This is a genomic window from Pseudomonas sp. P9_31 (assembly GCF_034008235.1).
Classification (GTDB): domain Bacteria; phylum Pseudomonadota; class Gammaproteobacteria; order Pseudomonadales; family Pseudomonadaceae; genus Aquipseudomonas.
Window position 1 is genome coordinate 3,665,313 of the sequence record NZ_CP125375.1, and the last position, 17,636, is coordinate 3,682,948.

The 17,636-nt window shown below is 59.7% G+C and carries 14 protein-coding genes; 11 read left to right on the plus strand and 3 right to left on the minus strand.

Features of this window, described 5'->3' with window-relative positions:
• The 5 genes from tssH (at window position 1) to QMK51_RS16005 (ending at window position 7,004) form a co-directional block, all read left to right on the plus strand.
• Window positions 1–2,544 (plus strand): type VI secretion system ATPase TssH, encoded by a 2,544-nt coding sequence (gene tssH / locus QMK51_RS15985; RefSeq protein ID WP_320390857.1) that lies wholly within the window; start codon window positions 1–3, stop codon window positions 2,542–2,544.
• A 92-nt stretch (window positions 2,545–2,636) separates the two neighbouring features.
• Window positions 2,637–3,653, plus strand: a complete 1,017-nt coding sequence (locus tag QMK51_RS15990) for a hypothetical protein (protein ID WP_320390858.1) — start codon at window positions 2,637–2,639, stop codon at window positions 3,651–3,653.
• Between the two features lie 74 nt (window positions 3,654–3,727).
• The gene (locus QMK51_RS15995) at window positions 3,728–4,396 is read left to right on the plus strand and encodes an endonuclease/exonuclease/phosphatase family protein (protein ID WP_320390859.1); all 669 of its coding nucleotides are present in this window, start codon (window positions 3,728–3,730) and stop codon (window positions 4,394–4,396) included.
• Between the two features lie 43 nt (window positions 4,397–4,439).
• Window positions 4,440–6,449: a type VI secretion system tip protein VgrG gene (gene tssI / locus QMK51_RS16000; protein WP_320390860.1), complete on the plus strand. Its 2,010-nt coding sequence runs from the start codon at window positions 4,440–4,442 to the stop codon at window positions 6,447–6,449.
• A gap of 12 nt (window positions 6,450–6,461) precedes the next feature.
• On the plus strand, window positions 6,462–7,004 hold the full coding sequence (locus QMK51_RS16005; RefSeq protein WP_320390861.1) for a toxin-antitoxin system YwqK family antitoxin: 543 nt from the start codon (window positions 6,462–6,464) through the stop codon (window positions 7,002–7,004).
• Window positions 7,005–7,170: 166 nt separating this feature from the next.
• Here the strand turns inward: QMK51_RS16005 and QMK51_RS16010 are convergent, their stop codons facing one another.
• A complete protein-coding gene (locus QMK51_RS16010; RefSeq protein ID WP_258696113.1) occupies window positions 7,171–7,566 on the minus strand; it encodes a DUF4280 domain-containing protein in 396 nt (131 codons plus the stop codon).
• A 188-nt stretch (window positions 7,567–7,754) separates the two neighbouring features.
• Here QMK51_RS16010 and QMK51_RS16015 point away from each other — a divergent pair, with 188 nt between their 5' ends.
• The 5 genes from QMK51_RS16015 to QMK51_RS16035 all read left to right on the plus strand — a co-directional run bounded on the left by QMK51_RS16015 (window position 7,755) and on the right by QMK51_RS16035 (window position 12,620).
• On the plus strand, window positions 7,755–8,822 hold the full coding sequence (locus tag QMK51_RS16015) for a phosphotransferase family protein (protein ID WP_258696114.1): 1,068 nt from the start codon (window positions 7,755–7,757) through the stop codon (window positions 8,820–8,822).
• A 38-nt stretch (window positions 8,823–8,860) separates the two neighbouring features.
• On the plus strand, window positions 8,861–9,628 hold the full coding sequence (locus tag QMK51_RS16020) for an SDR family oxidoreductase (RefSeq protein ID WP_030130434.1): 768 nt from the start codon (window positions 8,861–8,863) through the stop codon (window positions 9,626–9,628).
• A 182-nt stretch (window positions 9,629–9,810) separates the two neighbouring features.
• Window positions 9,811–10,926, plus strand: a complete 1,116-nt coding sequence (locus tag QMK51_RS16025; RefSeq protein ID WP_320390862.1) for a Gfo/Idh/MocA family oxidoreductase — start codon at window positions 9,811–9,813, stop codon at window positions 10,924–10,926.
• 843 nt (window positions 10,927–11,769) lie between these two features.
• Window positions 11,770–12,204, plus strand: a complete 435-nt coding sequence (locus tag QMK51_RS16030; RefSeq protein ID WP_320390863.1) for a YeeE/YedE family protein — start codon at window positions 11,770–11,772, stop codon at window positions 12,202–12,204.
• A 2-nt stretch (window positions 12,205–12,206) separates the two neighbouring features.
• The gene (locus tag QMK51_RS16035; RefSeq protein ID WP_320390864.1) at window positions 12,207–12,620 is read left to right on the plus strand and encodes a DUF6691 family protein; all 414 of its coding nucleotides are present in this window, start codon (window positions 12,207–12,209) and stop codon (window positions 12,618–12,620) included.
• Between the two features lie 41 nt (window positions 12,621–12,661).
• Here QMK51_RS16035 and QMK51_RS16040 read toward each other — a convergent pair whose 3' ends face one another.
• Both QMK51_RS16040 and QMK51_RS16045 read right to left on the minus strand, forming a co-directional pair.
• The gene (locus QMK51_RS16040; RefSeq protein ID WP_320390865.1) at window positions 12,662–13,945 is read right to left on the minus strand and encodes a Zn-dependent hydrolase; all 1,284 of its coding nucleotides are present in this window, start codon (window positions 13,943–13,945) and stop codon (window positions 12,662–12,664) included.
• A gap of 141 nt (window positions 13,946–14,086) precedes the next feature.
• A complete protein-coding gene (locus QMK51_RS16045; protein ID WP_320390866.1) occupies window positions 14,087–15,571 on the minus strand; it encodes an NCS1 family nucleobase:cation symporter-1 in 1,485 nt (494 codons plus the stop codon).
• 621 nt (window positions 15,572–16,192) lie between these two features.
• Between QMK51_RS16045 and hydA the strand changes: the two genes are divergently transcribed.
• Window positions 16,193–17,632: a dihydropyrimidinase gene (gene hydA, locus QMK51_RS16050; protein ID WP_320390867.1), complete on the plus strand. Its 1,440-nt coding sequence runs from the start codon at window positions 16,193–16,195 to the stop codon at window positions 17,630–17,632.
• The last annotated feature ends 4 nt before the right edge of the window (window positions 17,633–17,636 follow it).

Here is a 17,636-nt window from a genome sequence, read left to right on the forward strand (position 1 = left end):
ATGGAACTGGCCAGCCTGATCGGACGCCTCAACCCGGACAACCGCCGCGCCCTCGAACGAGCCGCGCAACGCTGCCTGCAACGGGGTCATCATTACGTCGAAATAGAGCACTTGTTGCTGGAACTGCTGGACATCGAGGGCGGCGACTTCGCCTGGCTGCTGCCGCGCTTCGGCCTGGAGCGCGATGCCCTGACGGCGGAAATCAACAAGGCCCTGGAACTGTTCAAATCCGGCAGCACCCGTACCCCGGCGCTCTCGGCGCAAACCATCGGCCTGCTCGAAGACGCAGTGGTTCAGGCCAGCGTGCTCGGCCTCGAGAGCATCCGTTCCGGCCTGTTGCTGCTGGCCTTGCTCGACCGCGACGAACGCCGCAGCCTGCTGCTCAATAGCGCTTCGTCGCTGTTGAAGATTCCGCGGGAAGCATTGCGCAGCAACCTTCTGGAGTGGACCGAAAACTCTCGCGAACACGTTGGCGGCACACGTCCTGCCAATGCCGGCAAACCGCAGCCGAAACAGGATTCGGTGCTCGATCAGTTCACCCAAGACCTGACCGCCGACGCCCATGCCGGGCGCATCGATCCCATCGTCGGCCGCGACGGCGAGATTCGCCAGTGCATCGACATCCTGCTCAGGCGTCGGCAGAACAACCCGATCCTGGTCGGCGCGCCTGGCGTCGGCAAGACGGCAGTGGTCGAAGGCCTGGCCCTGCGCATTGCCGCCGGCGATGTACCGCCGTCGCTGCAGGAAGTCAGCCTGCGGGTACTCGACCTCGGTTTGTTGCAGGCCGGCGCCGGGGTCAAAGGCGAGTTCGAACAGCGGCTCAAAGGCGTGATCGACGCGGTGCGCAGTGCCGACAAACCGATCATTCTGTTTATCGATGAAGCCCACACCCTGATTGGCGCTGGCGGCGCGGAAGGCGGTAGCGACGCGGCCAACCTGCTCAAACCGGCGCTGGCCCGTGGCGAGTTGCGCACCCTGGCCGCGACCACCTGGCTTGAGTACAAAAAATACTTCGAGAAAGACCCGGCCCTGGCCCGGCGATTTCAGTTGGTGCAGGTGGAGGAACCGGACGAAACCACCGCCGTGGAAATGCTCCGTGGCGTGGCCGCAAAACTGGAACAGCACCACGGCGTGCAGGTGTTGGACGCGGCGATTCACGAAGCGGTGAAACTGTCCCATCGTTACATTTCCGGGCGCCAATTGCCGGACAAGGCCATCAGCGTGCTCGACACCGCCTGCGCCCGGGTCGCCCTCGGCCAGCACGATGTACCGCCACCGCTGGAAAGCCTGCGCCATCGCCAGCAGAGCCTCAAAGACGAAGTCGAACGCCTGCGTCGTGAACAGGCCACCGGGCTCGATCACCGTGAACGCATCACCCTGCTGGAAACCGAATCCGTGGGTAACGTGCAGGCCATTCGCGACCTGGAAATCCGCTGGAACGAAGAACGGATCGCCGTGCGCGAACTGCTGGAAACCCGTCGCGAATTACTCACCTTGAGCGAACGCGCCGACAACGACAAACCGGACGAAGCCACCGACAGCCGCATCGATCATCTGGCCGCCGAGCTGGTACGGCTCGAGGCCGGTCTGGACGCCATTCGCCAGGACGACCCGCTGGTGCCGGAACAGGTCGACGCAAAAACCGTGGCCGCCGTGATCGCCGGCTGGACCGGCATTCCAGTGGGCAAAATGCTCGCCGACGAAGCCCATGCCGTACGCACCCTCGGCCAGCGCATGGGCCTGCGGGTCATGGGCCAAAGCACCGCGCTGAACACCATCGCCCAACGCCTGCAAGCCTACCGCGCCGGCCTCACCGACCCGCAAAAACCAGTCGGCGTATTCCTGCTGGTCGGCCCCACGGGCGTGGGCAAAACCGAAACCGCTTATGCGTTGGCCGACGCGCTGTACGGCGGCGAACGCAACCTGATCAGCATCAACCTCTCCGAATACCAGGAAGCCCACACCGTCAGCCAACTCAAAGGCGCCCCTCCCGGTTATGTCGGTTACGGCAGCGGTGGCGTACTCACCGAAGCGGTGCGGCGCAAACCCTATTCGGTGGTGCTGCTCGACGAAATCGAAAAGGCCCACCCGGACGTGCTCGAAGCCTTCTACAACGTCTTCGACAAAGGCGTGATGGAGGACGGCACCGGGCTGGTGGTGGACTTCAAAAACACCGTGATGCTCGCCACCAGCAACGTCGGGGCTGAGTTGCTGCTCGATACACCGGTCGCGCAACTGGGCACCGATGCTTTCAACGAAGCGCTGCATAACGTGCTGCTGAAAGCCTTTCGCCCGGCGTTTCTGGCGCGCATGACGGTGGTGGCGTATCGGCCGCTGGATGAGGCGACGCTGGAAGGGATTGTGTTGGCGAAGCTGGAGAAACTGCGCGGCCGGTACAAGGCCGCGACCGGGAAGCAATTTGAGTTCGATGCCGGGATTGTGCAGGCGGTGTTGGCCAAGTGCAGTGCGGCGGGTGCGAGGGATGTTGAGAATGTGTTGATGACGCAGGTAACCGGGAAACTGGCGGAGTGGGTGTTGGAGTGAATACAGGTGTAAACCTGCGGCCCCTTGCCGTTTTTAACCTACTAGAGAGCCCGACATAAGCTCGAGCCCCACTCTAAAACAGGAGAACGATCATGACTTACCGAGAGTCAATAGATCAGGCGCTCAAAGCCTGGGACTCGATCCGCTGGCACATCAATAAAAGTGAACAAAGCAAGTCTGCGGCCTTCGTTCTTCGTTTACTGCTTAAAACCCCGGGCGATGACAGGCTCCTCAAGCAAGCGATCGACACATTCCTCGGCGCTTGCCTTGAAGCATTCAGCTACAGTGGCGTCAATTATGTTCAGCTCAAACCCACCTCGGCGCTTTACGCAAACCTCAACAAATACACCAGAGAGGCTAATCCGCCCATCCTCTCTCTCCCGGTGGTAACCAGTTCGTCTTCACCACGCCCTGGGATTCCAGCTGTTGCTATTGCACCTTCTCTCCCACCCGTCGGCTTGAGCGTTGCAAGCTCTTCTTCCAGCAGCCCGGCCGTTTCCTCCAGCAGCTCCTCCAGACAAGACGTATCAGCCCTGCTAGTTCAAATCAAAAGGCATCAGGCAGCATGGTCGAAAATAGCCATTACCGATCTGCCCACTGATGAATATGGCGTCTACAACTCCACCGAAGACGACAAGTTTTCTCACGTCCCGAGAGGCGTCACCTCGGGCATATTAAAAAAAGAACCGGCAATCGAAGCAAAAGGATTAGAAGCTCCAGAATTCTGGGCCCTTCTCGGCGCAATAATTATGAGGGCCGACAAAAAATTCGCCAGATGCCTGGGTTGTTCCGCTGCTGTCGTATATAGCTTGGTATTCGACGAGTTTTTCGACAACGTTGAAATCGCCGTCATGGGCTCGAAAAAATTTGACCATTACTTTGTTTGCGTAGGCCCCACCATCGGGGATATCGAGGCAGGACTGGGCATTGCGATTGATGTCTGGGACTCCAATAACCCTGCGAAACGATTAAGCACCTCGGTTCACCCCATCGCAAAAAACTTCACTTACTGGTCCAGGAGCAGACTCGGCATCGTGTGTTCCATACCCACTGAGTCAAGGACAGCTCTTCGATTATTTGTGAAATCAAAATTTCCAGACAGGGCATGACGCCGATGGGCTTCTTATAAGAACAGCCAATGCCAGCCTCACGCCACCATCGTGGTTTAAAACAGGGGTGACACATGAGAATCGCAAGCTTCAACATCGAAAAGAATGGCGGTTCTTCTACACTCGAAAAAAAAGCGCAGGTGGACTTTTTCATCAGCAAGTGCTGTTCGAACAAGGAGTGGAATGTCGACCTTCTGTTTTTGTGCGAAGTGCATTCAGCCCAAGTCAACAACTATGCATCCAACCTGGCGGAAATTTATCCCAGCTACAGGGTTGCCGCTTTTGCGGGTGGATATTCGAACGCCTACATTGTCATGGTCAGTGAATTTGCGCAGATCGAGATTTGTAGCCAAGGCAAGCTATTTGGTTTGAACAGGGATCTGATCGCCATCGCCGCGACCGGAGTGAACGGCTACACCGGATACGTTTTTCTCGCGCACTTCAAATCCGGGCAGAACGGCCTCACCAAAAGCCAGCTCAAATCCTGCACAGCCCTGGGTGGGCACTGGGTCGTCACGGGAGACATGAACCTGGACTATGCCAATGTCGGTCAAGTGGAAACGGCGGGGCTCGCATACGAATGCTGGGGCGGGCAACAGACCCACGCCAAGGGCGGAATACTGGATTGGGTACTTGCGTCCGCAGACGTGAAAGTCACCACGATCGACATCACCGGGCTGGCCAATGAATTCGATATGAGCGGGCCGGATCATCGTCCTATTCTGTTTGACGTTTCGTCCTGAAGCAGGCGCCCCGCAATCGGTCACTTCCATTTGAGGCTACCCAATGCCCCGCACCACCGACAGCAACACCAGTCTTTCCCTCACCGCCGCCTCGCTGTCAGCGCTATACCCTGAGTCCCTTTCCGGTGAAGAAACCCTGAACGCTCTGGGCTCGCAAACCCTCAACGGCCTCAACGACGGCGCCTCCCTCACCCTGACCTCCGCCGTCGCGACCCACCTCACAACGACTCTGCACAACGACGCCCTGACCCGCCCGATAGACGCCCTGGTCGCCGAAATCCGCCAACTCCCCGCCGACGCCACTGCCGAGCGCTATCAGCTTGTTCTAAAGCCATGGCTCTGGTGGCTGACCCTGGCCAGCAACAACCGCGTGTTCCAGAACCTCAGTACCTCGGACATCGTCACCACGATTTTCAAGGCTCACGGTTTTACCGATTTCCTGCTGAAGCTCAGCGGCACTTATACCCCACGCGAATACTGCGTGCAGTACGGTGAAACCGATTTCGTTTTCGTTTCGCGGTTGCTGGAGGAAGACGGGATTTTCTGGTTTTTCACTCATGAGAGCGGTAAGCACACGCTGGTGTTGGGTGACAGTAACGATGCGTTTGTGCAGATCCCCAACGGGCCGAAGGTGAATTATCTTGGCCAGCAGTTGGGCGAGCGTGAACTGCACGGCATTCGCTCCGGGCAGGTCTGCGTGCAAGCGGTGGCCGGTGTCTATCGGGCGACGGATTACGAGTTCACCACCCCGTCCACTTCGCTGTACGGTCAGGCCGAAGCGGTGGCCGGACCACGCTCGATGTACGAGCATCCGGGTGGGTACAACGCCAAGGCCCGGGGCGATGCGCTGACCAAGCAGCGGGTCGACGGGTTGCGCAGTCAAGAGAAGCGCTTTGTCGGTGAGAGCGACTGCCGCTGGCTGGTGCCGGGGCACTGGTTCACCCTCGCCGGGCACGATGATTCAACGTTGAATATCGATTGGGTGGTGACGGCGGTCACTCACGAAGCCAGCCATGACAGTTATCGCAACCGCTTCGAAGCGATCCCCAAGGCCACGCCGTTCCGCCCGCAACGAACCACGCCAAAGCCGCGAATGCACACACAGACAGCTATTGTCGTTGGCAAGTCGGGCGAAGAAATCTGGACCGACGAATACGGTCGGATCAAGTTGCAGTTCCCCTGGGATCGCGACGGCAAGAACGACGAAGCCAGTTCCTGCTGGGTCCGGGTGGTGTTGCCCTGGAGCGGCAAGGGTTTTGGTATGCAATTCGTCCCGCGCATCGGCCAGGAAGTCATCGTGACCTTTATCGACGGCGACCCGGATCGACCGTTGGTGACCGGTTGCGTCTACAACGGTGACAACGCCCTGCCCTATGCGCTGCCGGCGAATCAGACCCAGTCGGGGATCAAGACCCAATCGTCCAAGGGCGGAGGGGGTTTCAACGAGTTGCGCTTCGAGGACAAGAAGGATGCCGAAGAAGTGTTTTTGCAGGCGCAAAAGGATCTGAAGATCAACGTGCTCAACGACACCACCGCCACCGTCGGTCATGACGAAACCCTCACCGTACAAAATGCCCGCACCCGCACGGTGAAAGAAGGCGACGAGACCGTCACGCTGGAGAAAGGCAAACGCAGCGTGACCATCCAGACGGGCAGCGACAATCTCGATGTGAAGGACAGTCGTACGGTAACCGTGGGCGCTGACCAGACCCATAGCACTGGGGGAAATTACACACACAAGGTCACCGGTGATTACAGCCTGACGGTGGACGGCAACCTGACCATCAAGGTGACCGGCACCCTGACCCTGCAAAGCGGCGGCAGTTTCACGATCAAGAGCGGCGCCGATCTGGCGGCCGAGGCCAGTACTTCGATCAGCCAGAAGGCCGGCACGTCCCTGAGCAATCAGGCTGGCACCTCGCTGGAAAACAAGGCCGGCACGACGATGACCAACGATGCCGGAATCAGCCTGACCAACAAGGGCGCCGCTTCGCAGACCGTGGATGGCGGCGGCATGCTGACCATCAAGGGTGGTCTGGTGCAGGTCAACTGACAAGGAGAACCCATGGCCATCACCCCGCTGGACTTGCAGCAGAACGATAAACAGCTCAAAGGTCGCTTGCTCGATGGCCAGCTCGACGGTGCGCTGCACATCAAGGATGACGGACGCGCGCAGGCTGATTTGCACTACAGCCAGGGCGAACTGCAAGGCACCACTCTGCTCTACCACCCCAATGGCAAGGTCTCGGCGCAGCTACCGTTTGTCCGTGACAAGCTGCAAGGGATCGCCAGTTTCTATGCCCCCGAAGGCGGGCTGCAGCGCAAGGCGACTTACCGACGAGGGCTGCTGCATGGCGAGGCGTTCAATTACTTTCCCGACGGCCAACTGGCCGAGGCCGAGTTCTACCGCGATGGTGTGCGCGAGGGCCGGTATCAGCGCTTTCATCCCAATGGCAAACCCGCCGTCGAGGCCCGTTATCTAAACGGCCAATTGCTCGAACCGGAACAGGGCTTCGCCGCCGATGGGCGACCACTGGACGCCGAGGGCAAGCCGATTTCGAGGGTGCGCTGGTGGTTCAGGCGCTGGAGCGATCCTGCTCAAGCCTGAGGCCTGTTGTGTTGAATGTTATGGCCCCATCGCGAGCAGGCTCGCTCCCACAGTTTGATCAGTGCCCTACGCAAATACCGCGCCCAGCCGAAGTCCCCTGTGGGAGCGAGCCTGCTCGCGATAGGACCGGCACAGTCAACATCAATGCACAGTTAATCATGTGCGGTCAGGGAATCAGCATCTGCATTTGTCCCGGCATCACAATCTTGATCACCCCGGCCCAGTTGCACATCAGGGTGCTGTTGGCATCGATGGCCGGCATGCCGCCCAGCAGCAGGGTCGGCGCACCGCCGGGGATCCAGGGGGTGGCGGTGGCGGGAATGCACGGCATCGGCGTCAGTACGCCAAGTGCTGCAGCGGTAGCCGCGGCGACCATCGGGTTGGCCATGCTCATGCACGTGCCGAACGGCATGACGTTCACCAGCGGAATGTGGTCCATGATGTTCGCCGCCGGCATCCCCCCGGTCATCGTGCGGTTCACCGGCAGCACGTTGAGTACCGCCGGCGCCGCGCCGAAACTGCATTGCAGGGTCGCGGTGGAGCAAACTTGCGGACAGCCCATGTCGAATCTCCTTCCTGGAAGCGGTGCTCCCTGAACCATAGTCCGCCGAGCCTGTTCGCGCACATCAGGAACGCTGATTATCCGGCAACACGCTAACCTATAAGACCGTGCCGCGCTTGTGGCCACCCCGGCGCGCCATTAGATTAGCCAATGATGTCTGGCTTCCAAAATAAGCAGAAGGGATAAGCATGGCGCTTACTGACCAGTCCACCCGTATCCGCACCGGCGAAGAACTCGATGCCAGCCTGATCGATCCGTACCTCAAGGCGCACATTCCGGGCCTGAGTGGCTTGCCTGTGATCAGCCAGTTTCCGGGCGGTGCGTCGAACCTGACTTACCTGCTGGAATACCCCGAACAGGAATTCGTCCTGCGTCGGCCACCGTTCGGCCACAAGGCCAAGTCCGCCCATGACATGGGCCGTGAATTTCGCATCCTCAATCAGCTTCGGGACGGCTTTCCCTATTGCCCCAAAGCCTACGTGCACTGCACCGATGAGTCAGTAATCGGCGCCGAGTTCTATGTGATGGAGCGGGTCAAGGGCATCATCCTGCGCGCCGAACTGCCGCCGGAACTGGGGCTTGATTCAGCGAAGACCGAAGCCCTGTGCAAGAGCTTCATCGACAAGTTCGTGGAATTGCATCGGGTCGACTACAAGGCCTATGGCCTGGGTGACCTCGGCAAACCCGAAGGTTATGTTGCGCGGCAAATCAAAGGCTGGAGCGAGCGCTACGAAAAAGCCCTGACCCCGGATGCGCCGAAGTGGGAAGCGGTGAAGGCCTGGCTCAACGACAAGATGCCGGCCGATCACCCGACGTCGAGCATCGTCCACAACGATTACCGCTTCGACAACGTGATCCTCGACCCCGACAACCCGATGCAAATCATCGGCGTGCTGGATTGGGAGCTGACCACCCTCGGCGATCCGCTGATGGACCTGGGCAACACCCTCGCCTACTGGATCGAGGCCAATGACCCAGCGCCGGTGCAACTGATGCGCCGCCAGCCAAGCCACGCCCCCGGCATGCTGACCCGCCGCGAATTCGTCGATTACTACGCCGAACGCTCCGGCATCCAGATCGACAATTTCGACTTTTACTACGCCTACGGCCTGTTCCGTCTGGCCGGCATCGTGCAGCAGATCTACTACCGCTTCTTCCATGGTCAGACCCAGGACAAACGCTTCGCGCAGTTCATTCACATGAACAAACTGCTGGAGCAGATGAGCCTGCAAGTCATCTCGAAATCCAGCCTCTGATCACGGCCGCTGATCGGGCCCAAAAACAAGGAAAAATCATGTCCAAGACTCAGTTGTTCGACCTCGACGGCAAGATCGCTTTCGTCTCCGGCGCCAGCCGCGGTATCGGTGAAGCCATCGCCAAACTGCTGGCGCAGCAAGGTGCCCATGTGATCGTTTCGAGCCGCAAGCTCGACGGTTGCCAGCACGTCGCCGACGCGATCATCGCCGCCGGCGGCAAGGCCACCGCCATCGCCTGCCACATCGGTGAAATGGAGCAGATCACCCAGGTCTTCGCCGGTATCCGCGAACAGTTCGGGCGCCTGGACATTCTGGTCAACAACGCGGCGACCAACCCACAGTTCTGCAACGTGCTGGACACCGACCTCAGCGCCTTCCAGAAAACCGTCGACGTGAACATTCGCGGCTATTTCTTCATGTCGGTGGAAGCCGGCAAGCTGATGCGCGAACACGGTGGCGGCAGCATCATCAACGTCGCCTCGATCAACGGCATCTCGCCGGGGATCTTTCAGGGCATCTACTCGGTGACCAAGGCAGCGGTGATCAACATGACCAAAGTCTTCGCCAAGGAATGCGCGCAATTCGGCATTCGCTGCAACGCCCTGCTGCCGGGTCTGACCGACACCAAGTTTGCTTCGGCGCTGGTGAAGAACGACGCCATTCTGAAAACCGCGCTGCAGCAGATTCCGCTCAAGCGTGTGGCGGACCCGAGTGAAATGGCCGGTGCGGTGTTGTACTTGGCAAGTGATGCGTCGAGCTACACAACCGGGGTTTCGTTGAATGTGGATGGCGGGTTCTTGTCCTGATCCGGTTCTGCGAATAAACCGGAGGCAGCCTAAGGCTGCCTTTTTTGTTTCCCATGTGTGCACACCATTTCCGACGCTTCTATCGGAACCAGAACGAGAATATTTATTCCACAATTTGCATATTGGGAATATTTATTCCATAAATAGCCTTCCTGAAAATAAAAACCCAAAGGACCCCGGCTATGCGCGAACTCGGTATCGGACTCATCGGCACAGGTTTCATGGGCCGCGCCCACGCCTTGGCCTTTCGCAACGTCAGCGCTGTTTTTGAATTACCACTGAAGCTCAAACTCACCGCCCTCGCTGACGCCGATCCGCAGCGCGCCCGCCACTGCGCCGAGAGCTGGGGCTTCGATGCCGCGCACAGCGACTGGCAACAGCTGATCAATGACCCCAAGGTCAACCTGATCGCCATCACCACCCCCAATCACCTGCACTATCCCATGGCCATGGCCGCCCTCGCCGCCGGCAAACCGGTGTACTGCGAAAAACCGCTGGCCGTGAGCCTCGAACAAGCCAGTGCCATGCGCCTTGCCGCCAAAGCTGCCGGCGTGGTGACGCGGGTCGGTTACAACTACCAGCACAACCCGATCATCGGCCTGGCTCGGGATTTGATTCAAAACGGAGCGTTGGGGCAGATCATCAGTTTCCAGGGCGAGTTCAGCGAAGACTTCATGGCCGCCCCCCTATCACCCTGGTCCTGGCGCTGCGACGCCGATTACGCCGGAGGTGCCTTGGCGGACCTGGGCAGTCACTTGCTGGCCATGGCCCGTCATCTGCTGGGCGATGTCGAGGCGGTGTGCGCGGACACCCAGACCGTGCACGGGCAACGCCCCGTTACGTTGGGCGGTCAGGAACGACGCGAGGTCGCGGTCGACGATCAGGTCCACGCGTTGCTGCGGTTCGCCAACGGCGCGCGCGGGACATTCAGCAGCAGTTGGCTCAAACACGGTTACAAGAATCACCTGAGTTTTGAAATCAGCGGCACCCAGGGCACCCTGGCGTTCGATCAGGAACGCTTGAATGAACTGCGGCTGTATCGCACGGGGCAAGGCGGCTTCCAACGGTTGTTGGCGGGGCCGGACTTGCCGGGTTACGCCGCCTTCAGTCCGGCGCCGGGGCACCAGTTGGGTTACAACGAACTCAAGACCCTGGAAGTGCATGAGTTGGTAATGGCGCTGGCCGGCCTCGGTCAGGACGGAACGGATTTCGAGCAGGCGTGGGAAGTCGAACGCCTGGCGACGGCGATTCGTTTGGCGGCACGCGAGTCGCGTTGGGTCAGGATCGAGGAAGTCTGACCTGCTACTCAAGCCACACCCGCCGGTCGCACATCGCGCCGGTACACCTGACCCGGCTTACTGAGTGACGCAACGGGTCAGGGTCGTGGTCCGGGTCACCTGCCCCTCAGCCCTCATATCACCCTGCACATCGGTACTTTCGGTGGTCGAACAGGTACGAACCGGTGTCGGTGGCGGCGCAGCGGGCGGTGGAGGCGGCGGACTGGCGCAACCTCCCAGAATCGCCACACAGAGTGCGAGCGACAGTGGCGAAAAAGCACATCTCCCAAGACTGTTCATAGGCTGACCCACGGTAAGTAATCGACATTTTCCGCGACACAAACCACACCGCGAACCTGCGGACCGGTCACAGAAAAGAAATACCCTCGCATTCCTTATAGCCCAGACACCCACCAATGCCAGAAAACACCGGATAGACCTCAACGAATTATCCCCTGTGAGCGCACACTCACAGCTCAACAGCGAAAAACTTCGCTCCAGTTGCATTCGCAATTGCGCCAGATAAATCATCCGGCCCACCTTGACTGCGACGCACGATCGACCGCGTGCCTGATCTGTTCGCTACCCATGTGGCTGTTCCTTTAGCTGCATCGAAGAGGACGCGATACCGGGCCGAAGTCTCGTATCGCACCCTGACAGCCTAAAAAAACACGCCCTGCCCAACACATGAATTTGTACCACCGCCAATGGAGCATTTGCACCTTTTGGCTCTGCAATTTGAGGGGGTCAACAGGATGACGATTGAGGATTCGGCTTTGTGACGCGGGTACCCAAAAAGCAGCCCTATGCTCAAACAGAAAAGAGTGGTTTAGTGCCCGCTCCTTGCCCGTCTGGAGAGTTGCCATGATGCTTGATTCGCTTCACTTCACCCCATGGTCCGCTTTGGCCGGAGGTGCACTGATCGGTCTGTCCGCCAGCGTCATGGTGGTGGCTAACGGACGGGTGGCCGGAATCAGCGGACTGTTAGGCAGTCTGCTTGAGCGTCATGATTCGGGGCGGGGCGAAAAAGCCCTGTTCCTGCTCGGACTATTGGCGGCGCCGTTGTTGTGGGCGTTGTTTCATGTGTGGCCGGCCATCGAATTCAAAACCGGTACCGTGGGCCTGATCGTCGCCGGATTGTGTGTCGGCGTCGGCACTCGTTATGGCTCCGGATGCACCAGTGGCCACGGCGTGTGCGGTATCTCGCGCCTGTCACCGCGCTCCATTGCCGCCACCTTAAGCTTCATGTTCGCCGGCTTCGTGACGGTGTTCGTCCTGCGCCATCTGCTGGGGTATTGAACATGCGCAAACTGACCGCGTTCCTCGCTGGCCTGCTGTTCGGCATCGGCCTGTTGCTGGCCGGCATGGCAAACCCGGCCAAAGTGCTGGGTTTTCTGGACATTACCGGTGTGTGGGATCCCTCCCTGGCGCTGGTCATGATCGGGGCCATTGCCGTGGCTTGGGGACCGTTTCATTGGGCCATCAAACAACCGACGTCTTTGCTGGGGGCCCCCATGCAGTTGCCGATCAGCCGCGAGCTGGATCGGCGCCTGATCGGTGGCAGCCTGCTCTTCGGAGTCGGTTGGGGCATTGCCGGCATCTGCCCCGGCCCAGCGCTGGTGTTGCTACCGACGGGCCACTGGCAGGCCTGGGTGTTCGCCATCGCCATGCTGGCGGGGATGCTGATGTTCAAAGCGTTGCAAACCCGCCGTTGAGCATCCCGCCAACACAATGAGGCCATCGAACAACCGATGCCTCAAGCCGCTTGCTTGCCACTGGCAATCGCATCCGAAGCCGCCAGCATCGCCCGCAACAACACCGCACAGCCGGCGGCCAGATCATCGGGCGCGGCGTTTTCGATTTCGTTGTGGCTGATGCCGCCTTCGCAGGGCACGAAGATCATCCCGGCCGGGCCGAGTTCGGCGAGGAAGATTGCGTCGTGCCCTGCCCCGCTGACGATGTCCATGTGCGACAGACCAAGCCCTTGAGCGGCGTCGCGTACCGCTTCGACGCAGCCCTTGTCGAAGTACAGCGGCGGGAAGTCAGCGGTGGGTGTCAGTTCGAAGGTCAGGCCGTGTTCCTCGCAGGTGGTTTCGATGACCTCGCGGACTTCGGCGATCATTGAATCGAGTCGCGCCGGTTCCAGATGACGGAAGTCCAGGGTCATGCGCACTTCGCCGGGAATCACGTTGCGCGAACCGGGGTAGGCTTGCAGGCAGCCGACTGTGCCGCAGGCGTGGGGTTGATGGCCGAGGGCGGCGCGATTGACCGCGCCGACGATCACCGAGGCGCCGACCAGAGCGTCCTTGCGCAGGTGCATCGGCGTCGGGCCGGCATGGGCTTCGACGCCGCGCAGTTTCAGGTCGAACCATTTCTGCCCGAGGGCGCCCATCACTACGCCGATGGTTTTGTGTTCGTCCTCAAGAATCGGGCCTTGTTCAATGTGTGCTTCGAAATAGGCGCCCACGGCATGGCCGCTGACCCTGCGCGGCCCGGCATAACCAATGGCGTTCAGGGCTTCGCCAACAGTCACGCCCTCGGCATCGACCTTGGCCAGGGTTTCTTCGAGGGTGAATTTTTCCGCGAACACGCCAGAGCCCATCATGCACGGGGCGAAGCGCGAGCCTTCTTCGTTGGTCCAGACCACCACTTCCAGCGGCGCTTCGGTTTCCACGCCCAGGTCATTGAGGGTGCGCAGCACTTCGACCCCGGCCAGCACGCCGAAGCAACCGTCGAACTTGCCACCGGTGGGCTGGGTGTCGATGTGGCTACCGGTCATCACCGGCGGCAGGTTCGGGTCGCGGCCCGGACGCCGGGCGAAGATGTTGCCGACGGCGTCGATGCTGACGGTACACCCGGCCTCCTCGCACCACTTCACGAAGATATCGCGCGCCTGGCGGTCAAGGTCGGTCAGGGCCAGCCGGCAGACGCCGCCCTTGACCGTGGCGCCGAGCTTGGCCAGTTCCATGAGCGACTGCCACAGACGGTCGCGGTTGATGTGCTGATGGGTGGACTGCAGAACGTCTACGGCAGCGTTCATGGTGATCTCCTCAGGCAGTTGTTATAGGTTTCTTCAGGCGAATTTTTAGTGTCTTTGAGGCCGCCTTCGCGAGCAGGCTCGCTCCCACAGTTGAAATGCATTCCCCTGTGGGAGCGAGCCTGCTCGCGATGAGGCCATCCCTCACACCGCAGTTTTTACGGCAGTAGGACTAGGCCGCATCACACTCAACCCGTAATAAATCAGCCCACCAAGGGCCGAGCCGGTGAACCAGCCGTAGCTGTAGAACCAGCTGAATGCATCGCTGCCCAGCGACAACAGCGTCAACGCCACCGGCACGCCGAACGCGATAAAGCCGAACCAGTTCCACGCCGGGTAAACGTCATCGCGGTAAAGTCCGGCCAGGTCCAGTTGCTGTTTCTTGATCAGGAAATAATCCACCACCATGATCCCGGCGATCGGGCCCAGCAGGCTCGAATAGCCCAGCAACCAGTTGGAATACACCGTCTCCAGGCTTAAATCCGAAACGATCAGACCCAGCTTCTTCAACAGTTCATGAGCCATCAGCGCCAAGCCGACCAACCCCGTGAGCATCACTGCTTTAGTGCGGTTGATGATCTTGGGCGCAACGTTCTGGAAATCGTTGGTCGGCGAAACAATGTTGGCCGCGGTGTTGGTCGACAACGTGGCGATGATGATCAGCGCCATGGCCAGTGCGACCCAGACCGGGCTCTGGATATGGCCGATCAACGTGACCGGATCGGAGACGGTGACGCCCACCAGTTTTACCGAAGCGGCCGTCATCACCACGCCAAGGGAGGCGAACAGGAACATGGTCAAGGGCAAGCCGATAACCTGCCCGACAATCTGATCCTTCTGGCTTTTTGCGTAGCGACTGAAGTCCGGAATGTTCAGCGACAAAGTGGCCCAGAACCCGACCATGGCGGTCAGCCCGGCGGCAAAGTAACTGACCACGCTGGCCCCTTCAGGACGCTTGGCCGGGATCGCCATCAATTCGGTCATCGACACGTTCGGCACCGCCCACACCAGCAGCCCCACGCCCACCAGCACCAACAAGGGTGCCGAAAGGGTTTCCAGCCATTTGATCGAGTCCGCGCCGCGAATCACCACCCACAGGTTCAAGGCCCAGAACAGCATGAAGCCGATCACCTCGCCGATACCGCCGAGGGCTTTCCAGTCATCGGACACCGAACCGAGAAACAGGTGAATCGCCAGCCCGCCGAACATGGTCTGGATGCCGAACCAGCCACACGCCACCAAGGCACGAATCAGGCACGGAATGTTGGAACCGAGAATGCCGAAGGACGAGCGCAGCAACACCGGAAACGGAATGCCGTACTTGGTGCCAGGGAAGGCATTCAGGGTCAGCGGGATCAGCACGATGATGTTGGCGAACAGAATCGCCAGCAACGCTTCGCCGACGGTCAGGCCGAAATAGGCAGTGAGCACGCCGCCGAGGGTGTAGGTCGGTACGCAGATCGCCATGCCGACCCACAGCGCGGTGATGTGCCATTTGTTCCAGGTTCGTTCGCGCACCTTGGTCGGTGCCATGTCGTGGTTGTAACGGGGACTGTCGAGGACGTCGCTGCCGGCTTCGAGCTCAAACAAGCCGTCGCGCTCGGTCACTTGCGATCTGATCTGTTGCATGGCCGCTCCACTGTTCTTTTGATTATTTTTGCTCATCGGGGGCTGGCGCCAAGCGCGCGAGCCGGACGATGGCCGGAGAAACTGACAACTTTTACGGACCGGCCAAGGTGTCAGCGGCGGCATCAATAAACGTGCCGGGGGCCCCGCTTGCGCATCGGGCAGTGCCATAAAATTTCGCTAATCAACTGATATTAATCAGCTTTATTTATCCAACCATTGAATCCGCGGTAAGTTGCCATGCTACTCAGGCCGAATGCCAGGCAAGTTGTCCGAACAGTCAGGACTCAATCTGGTGCGTCGATCTTTTTTGCAAGGTTGCGCATCAACCATAGACCATCCTCAAGCGGCTGATTTCACATAGAAAATCTTGACCATATTTCTAACCTGTCAAGTGCGTCAAAATGGTGAGAGGTCTCACCATTTTGGTGATTTTCAATTTTTATCGTTATTTATCAATTAGTTAAAACAGTAATAAGTTTATAAAAAATATTCTTGCTCAATCCGCTAACTGCAGCTAGCGTCTATTCTTGACAGCGCTGACAGGAATACATCGATTGGCGTCTGCTTCCTATAAAACATCTAGAACCGGCAACAGTCGGTCATGCCTGCGAGGAATTCGGAATGTCTCTGTTGATCCGTGGCGCCACCGTTATTACCCATGATGAAAGTTATCGCGCCGACGTCTATTGCGCCGACGGCGTGATCAAAGCCATTGGTGAAAACCTTGATGTTCCCGCCGATGCGCAAGTGCTCGACGGCAGCGGCCAATACCTGATGCCCGGTGGCATCGATCCGCACACGCACATGCAGTTGCCCTTCATGGGCACCGTGGCCAGCGAAGATTTCTTCAGCGGTACTGCGGCGGGGCTTGCCGGCGGCACCACCTCGATCATCGACTTCGTGATTCCCAACCCGCAGCAATCCTTGATGGAGGCATTTCATCAATGGCGCGGCTGGGCCGAGAAGTCGGCCTCGGACTACGGCTTTCACGTCGCCATCACCTGGTGGAGCGAACAGGTTCGCGAGGAAATGGCCGAGCTGGTCAACCATCACGGAGTCAACAGCTTCAAGCATTTCATGGCCTACAAGAACGCGATCATGGCCGCTGACGATACGCTGGTGGCGAGTTTCGAGCGTTGTCTGGAATTGGGCGCAGTGCCCACCGTGCACGCGGAAAACGGCGAGCTGGTCTATCACCTGCAACGCAAGTTGATGGCCCAGGGCATCACCGGGCCGGAAGCGCATCCGCTGTCGCGACCTTCGCAAGTGGAAGGCGAAGCTGCGAGCCGGGCGATCCGCATCGCCGAAACCCTCGGCACGCCGCTGTACCTGGTCCATGTCTCGACCAAGGAAGCCCTCGACGAAATCACCTATGCCCGCGCCAAGGGCCAACCGGTTTACGGCGAAGTGCTGGCCGGGCATCTGCTGCTGGACGACAGCGTTTACCAACACCCGGACTGGCAGACCGCCGCCGGTTACGTGATGAGCCCACCCTTCCGCCCTCGCGGCCATCAGGAGGCCCTTTGGCATGGCCTGCAATCGGGCAACCTGCACACCACCGCCACCGACCACTGCTGCTTCTGCGCCGAACAAAAAGCCGCCGGCCGTGACGACTTCAGCAAGATCCCCAACGGCACCGCCGGGATCGAAGACCGCATGGCGGTGCTTTGGGATGAAGGGGTGAACAGCGGGCGCTTGTCGATGCAGCACTTCGTTGCCCTCACCTCCACCAACACCGCGAAGATCTTCAACCTCTATCCGCGCAAAGGGGCGATCCGTGTAGGTGCCGATGCCGATCTGGTGCTGTGGGACCCGGAAGGTACACGGACGATTTCAGCCAAGACTCACCATCAGCAGGTCGACTTCAACATCTTCGAAGGCAAGACCGTGCGCGGCGTGCCGAGCCACACCGTCAGCCAGGGCCGAGTGGTGTGGGCCGATGGTGATTTGCGGGCCGAGCGTGGTGCCGGTCGGTATGTCGAACGGCCGGCGTATCCGGCGGTGTTCGATTTGCTGAGCAAGCGGGCTGAGATGAACAAGCCGACGGCAGTGAAACGCTGAGAGC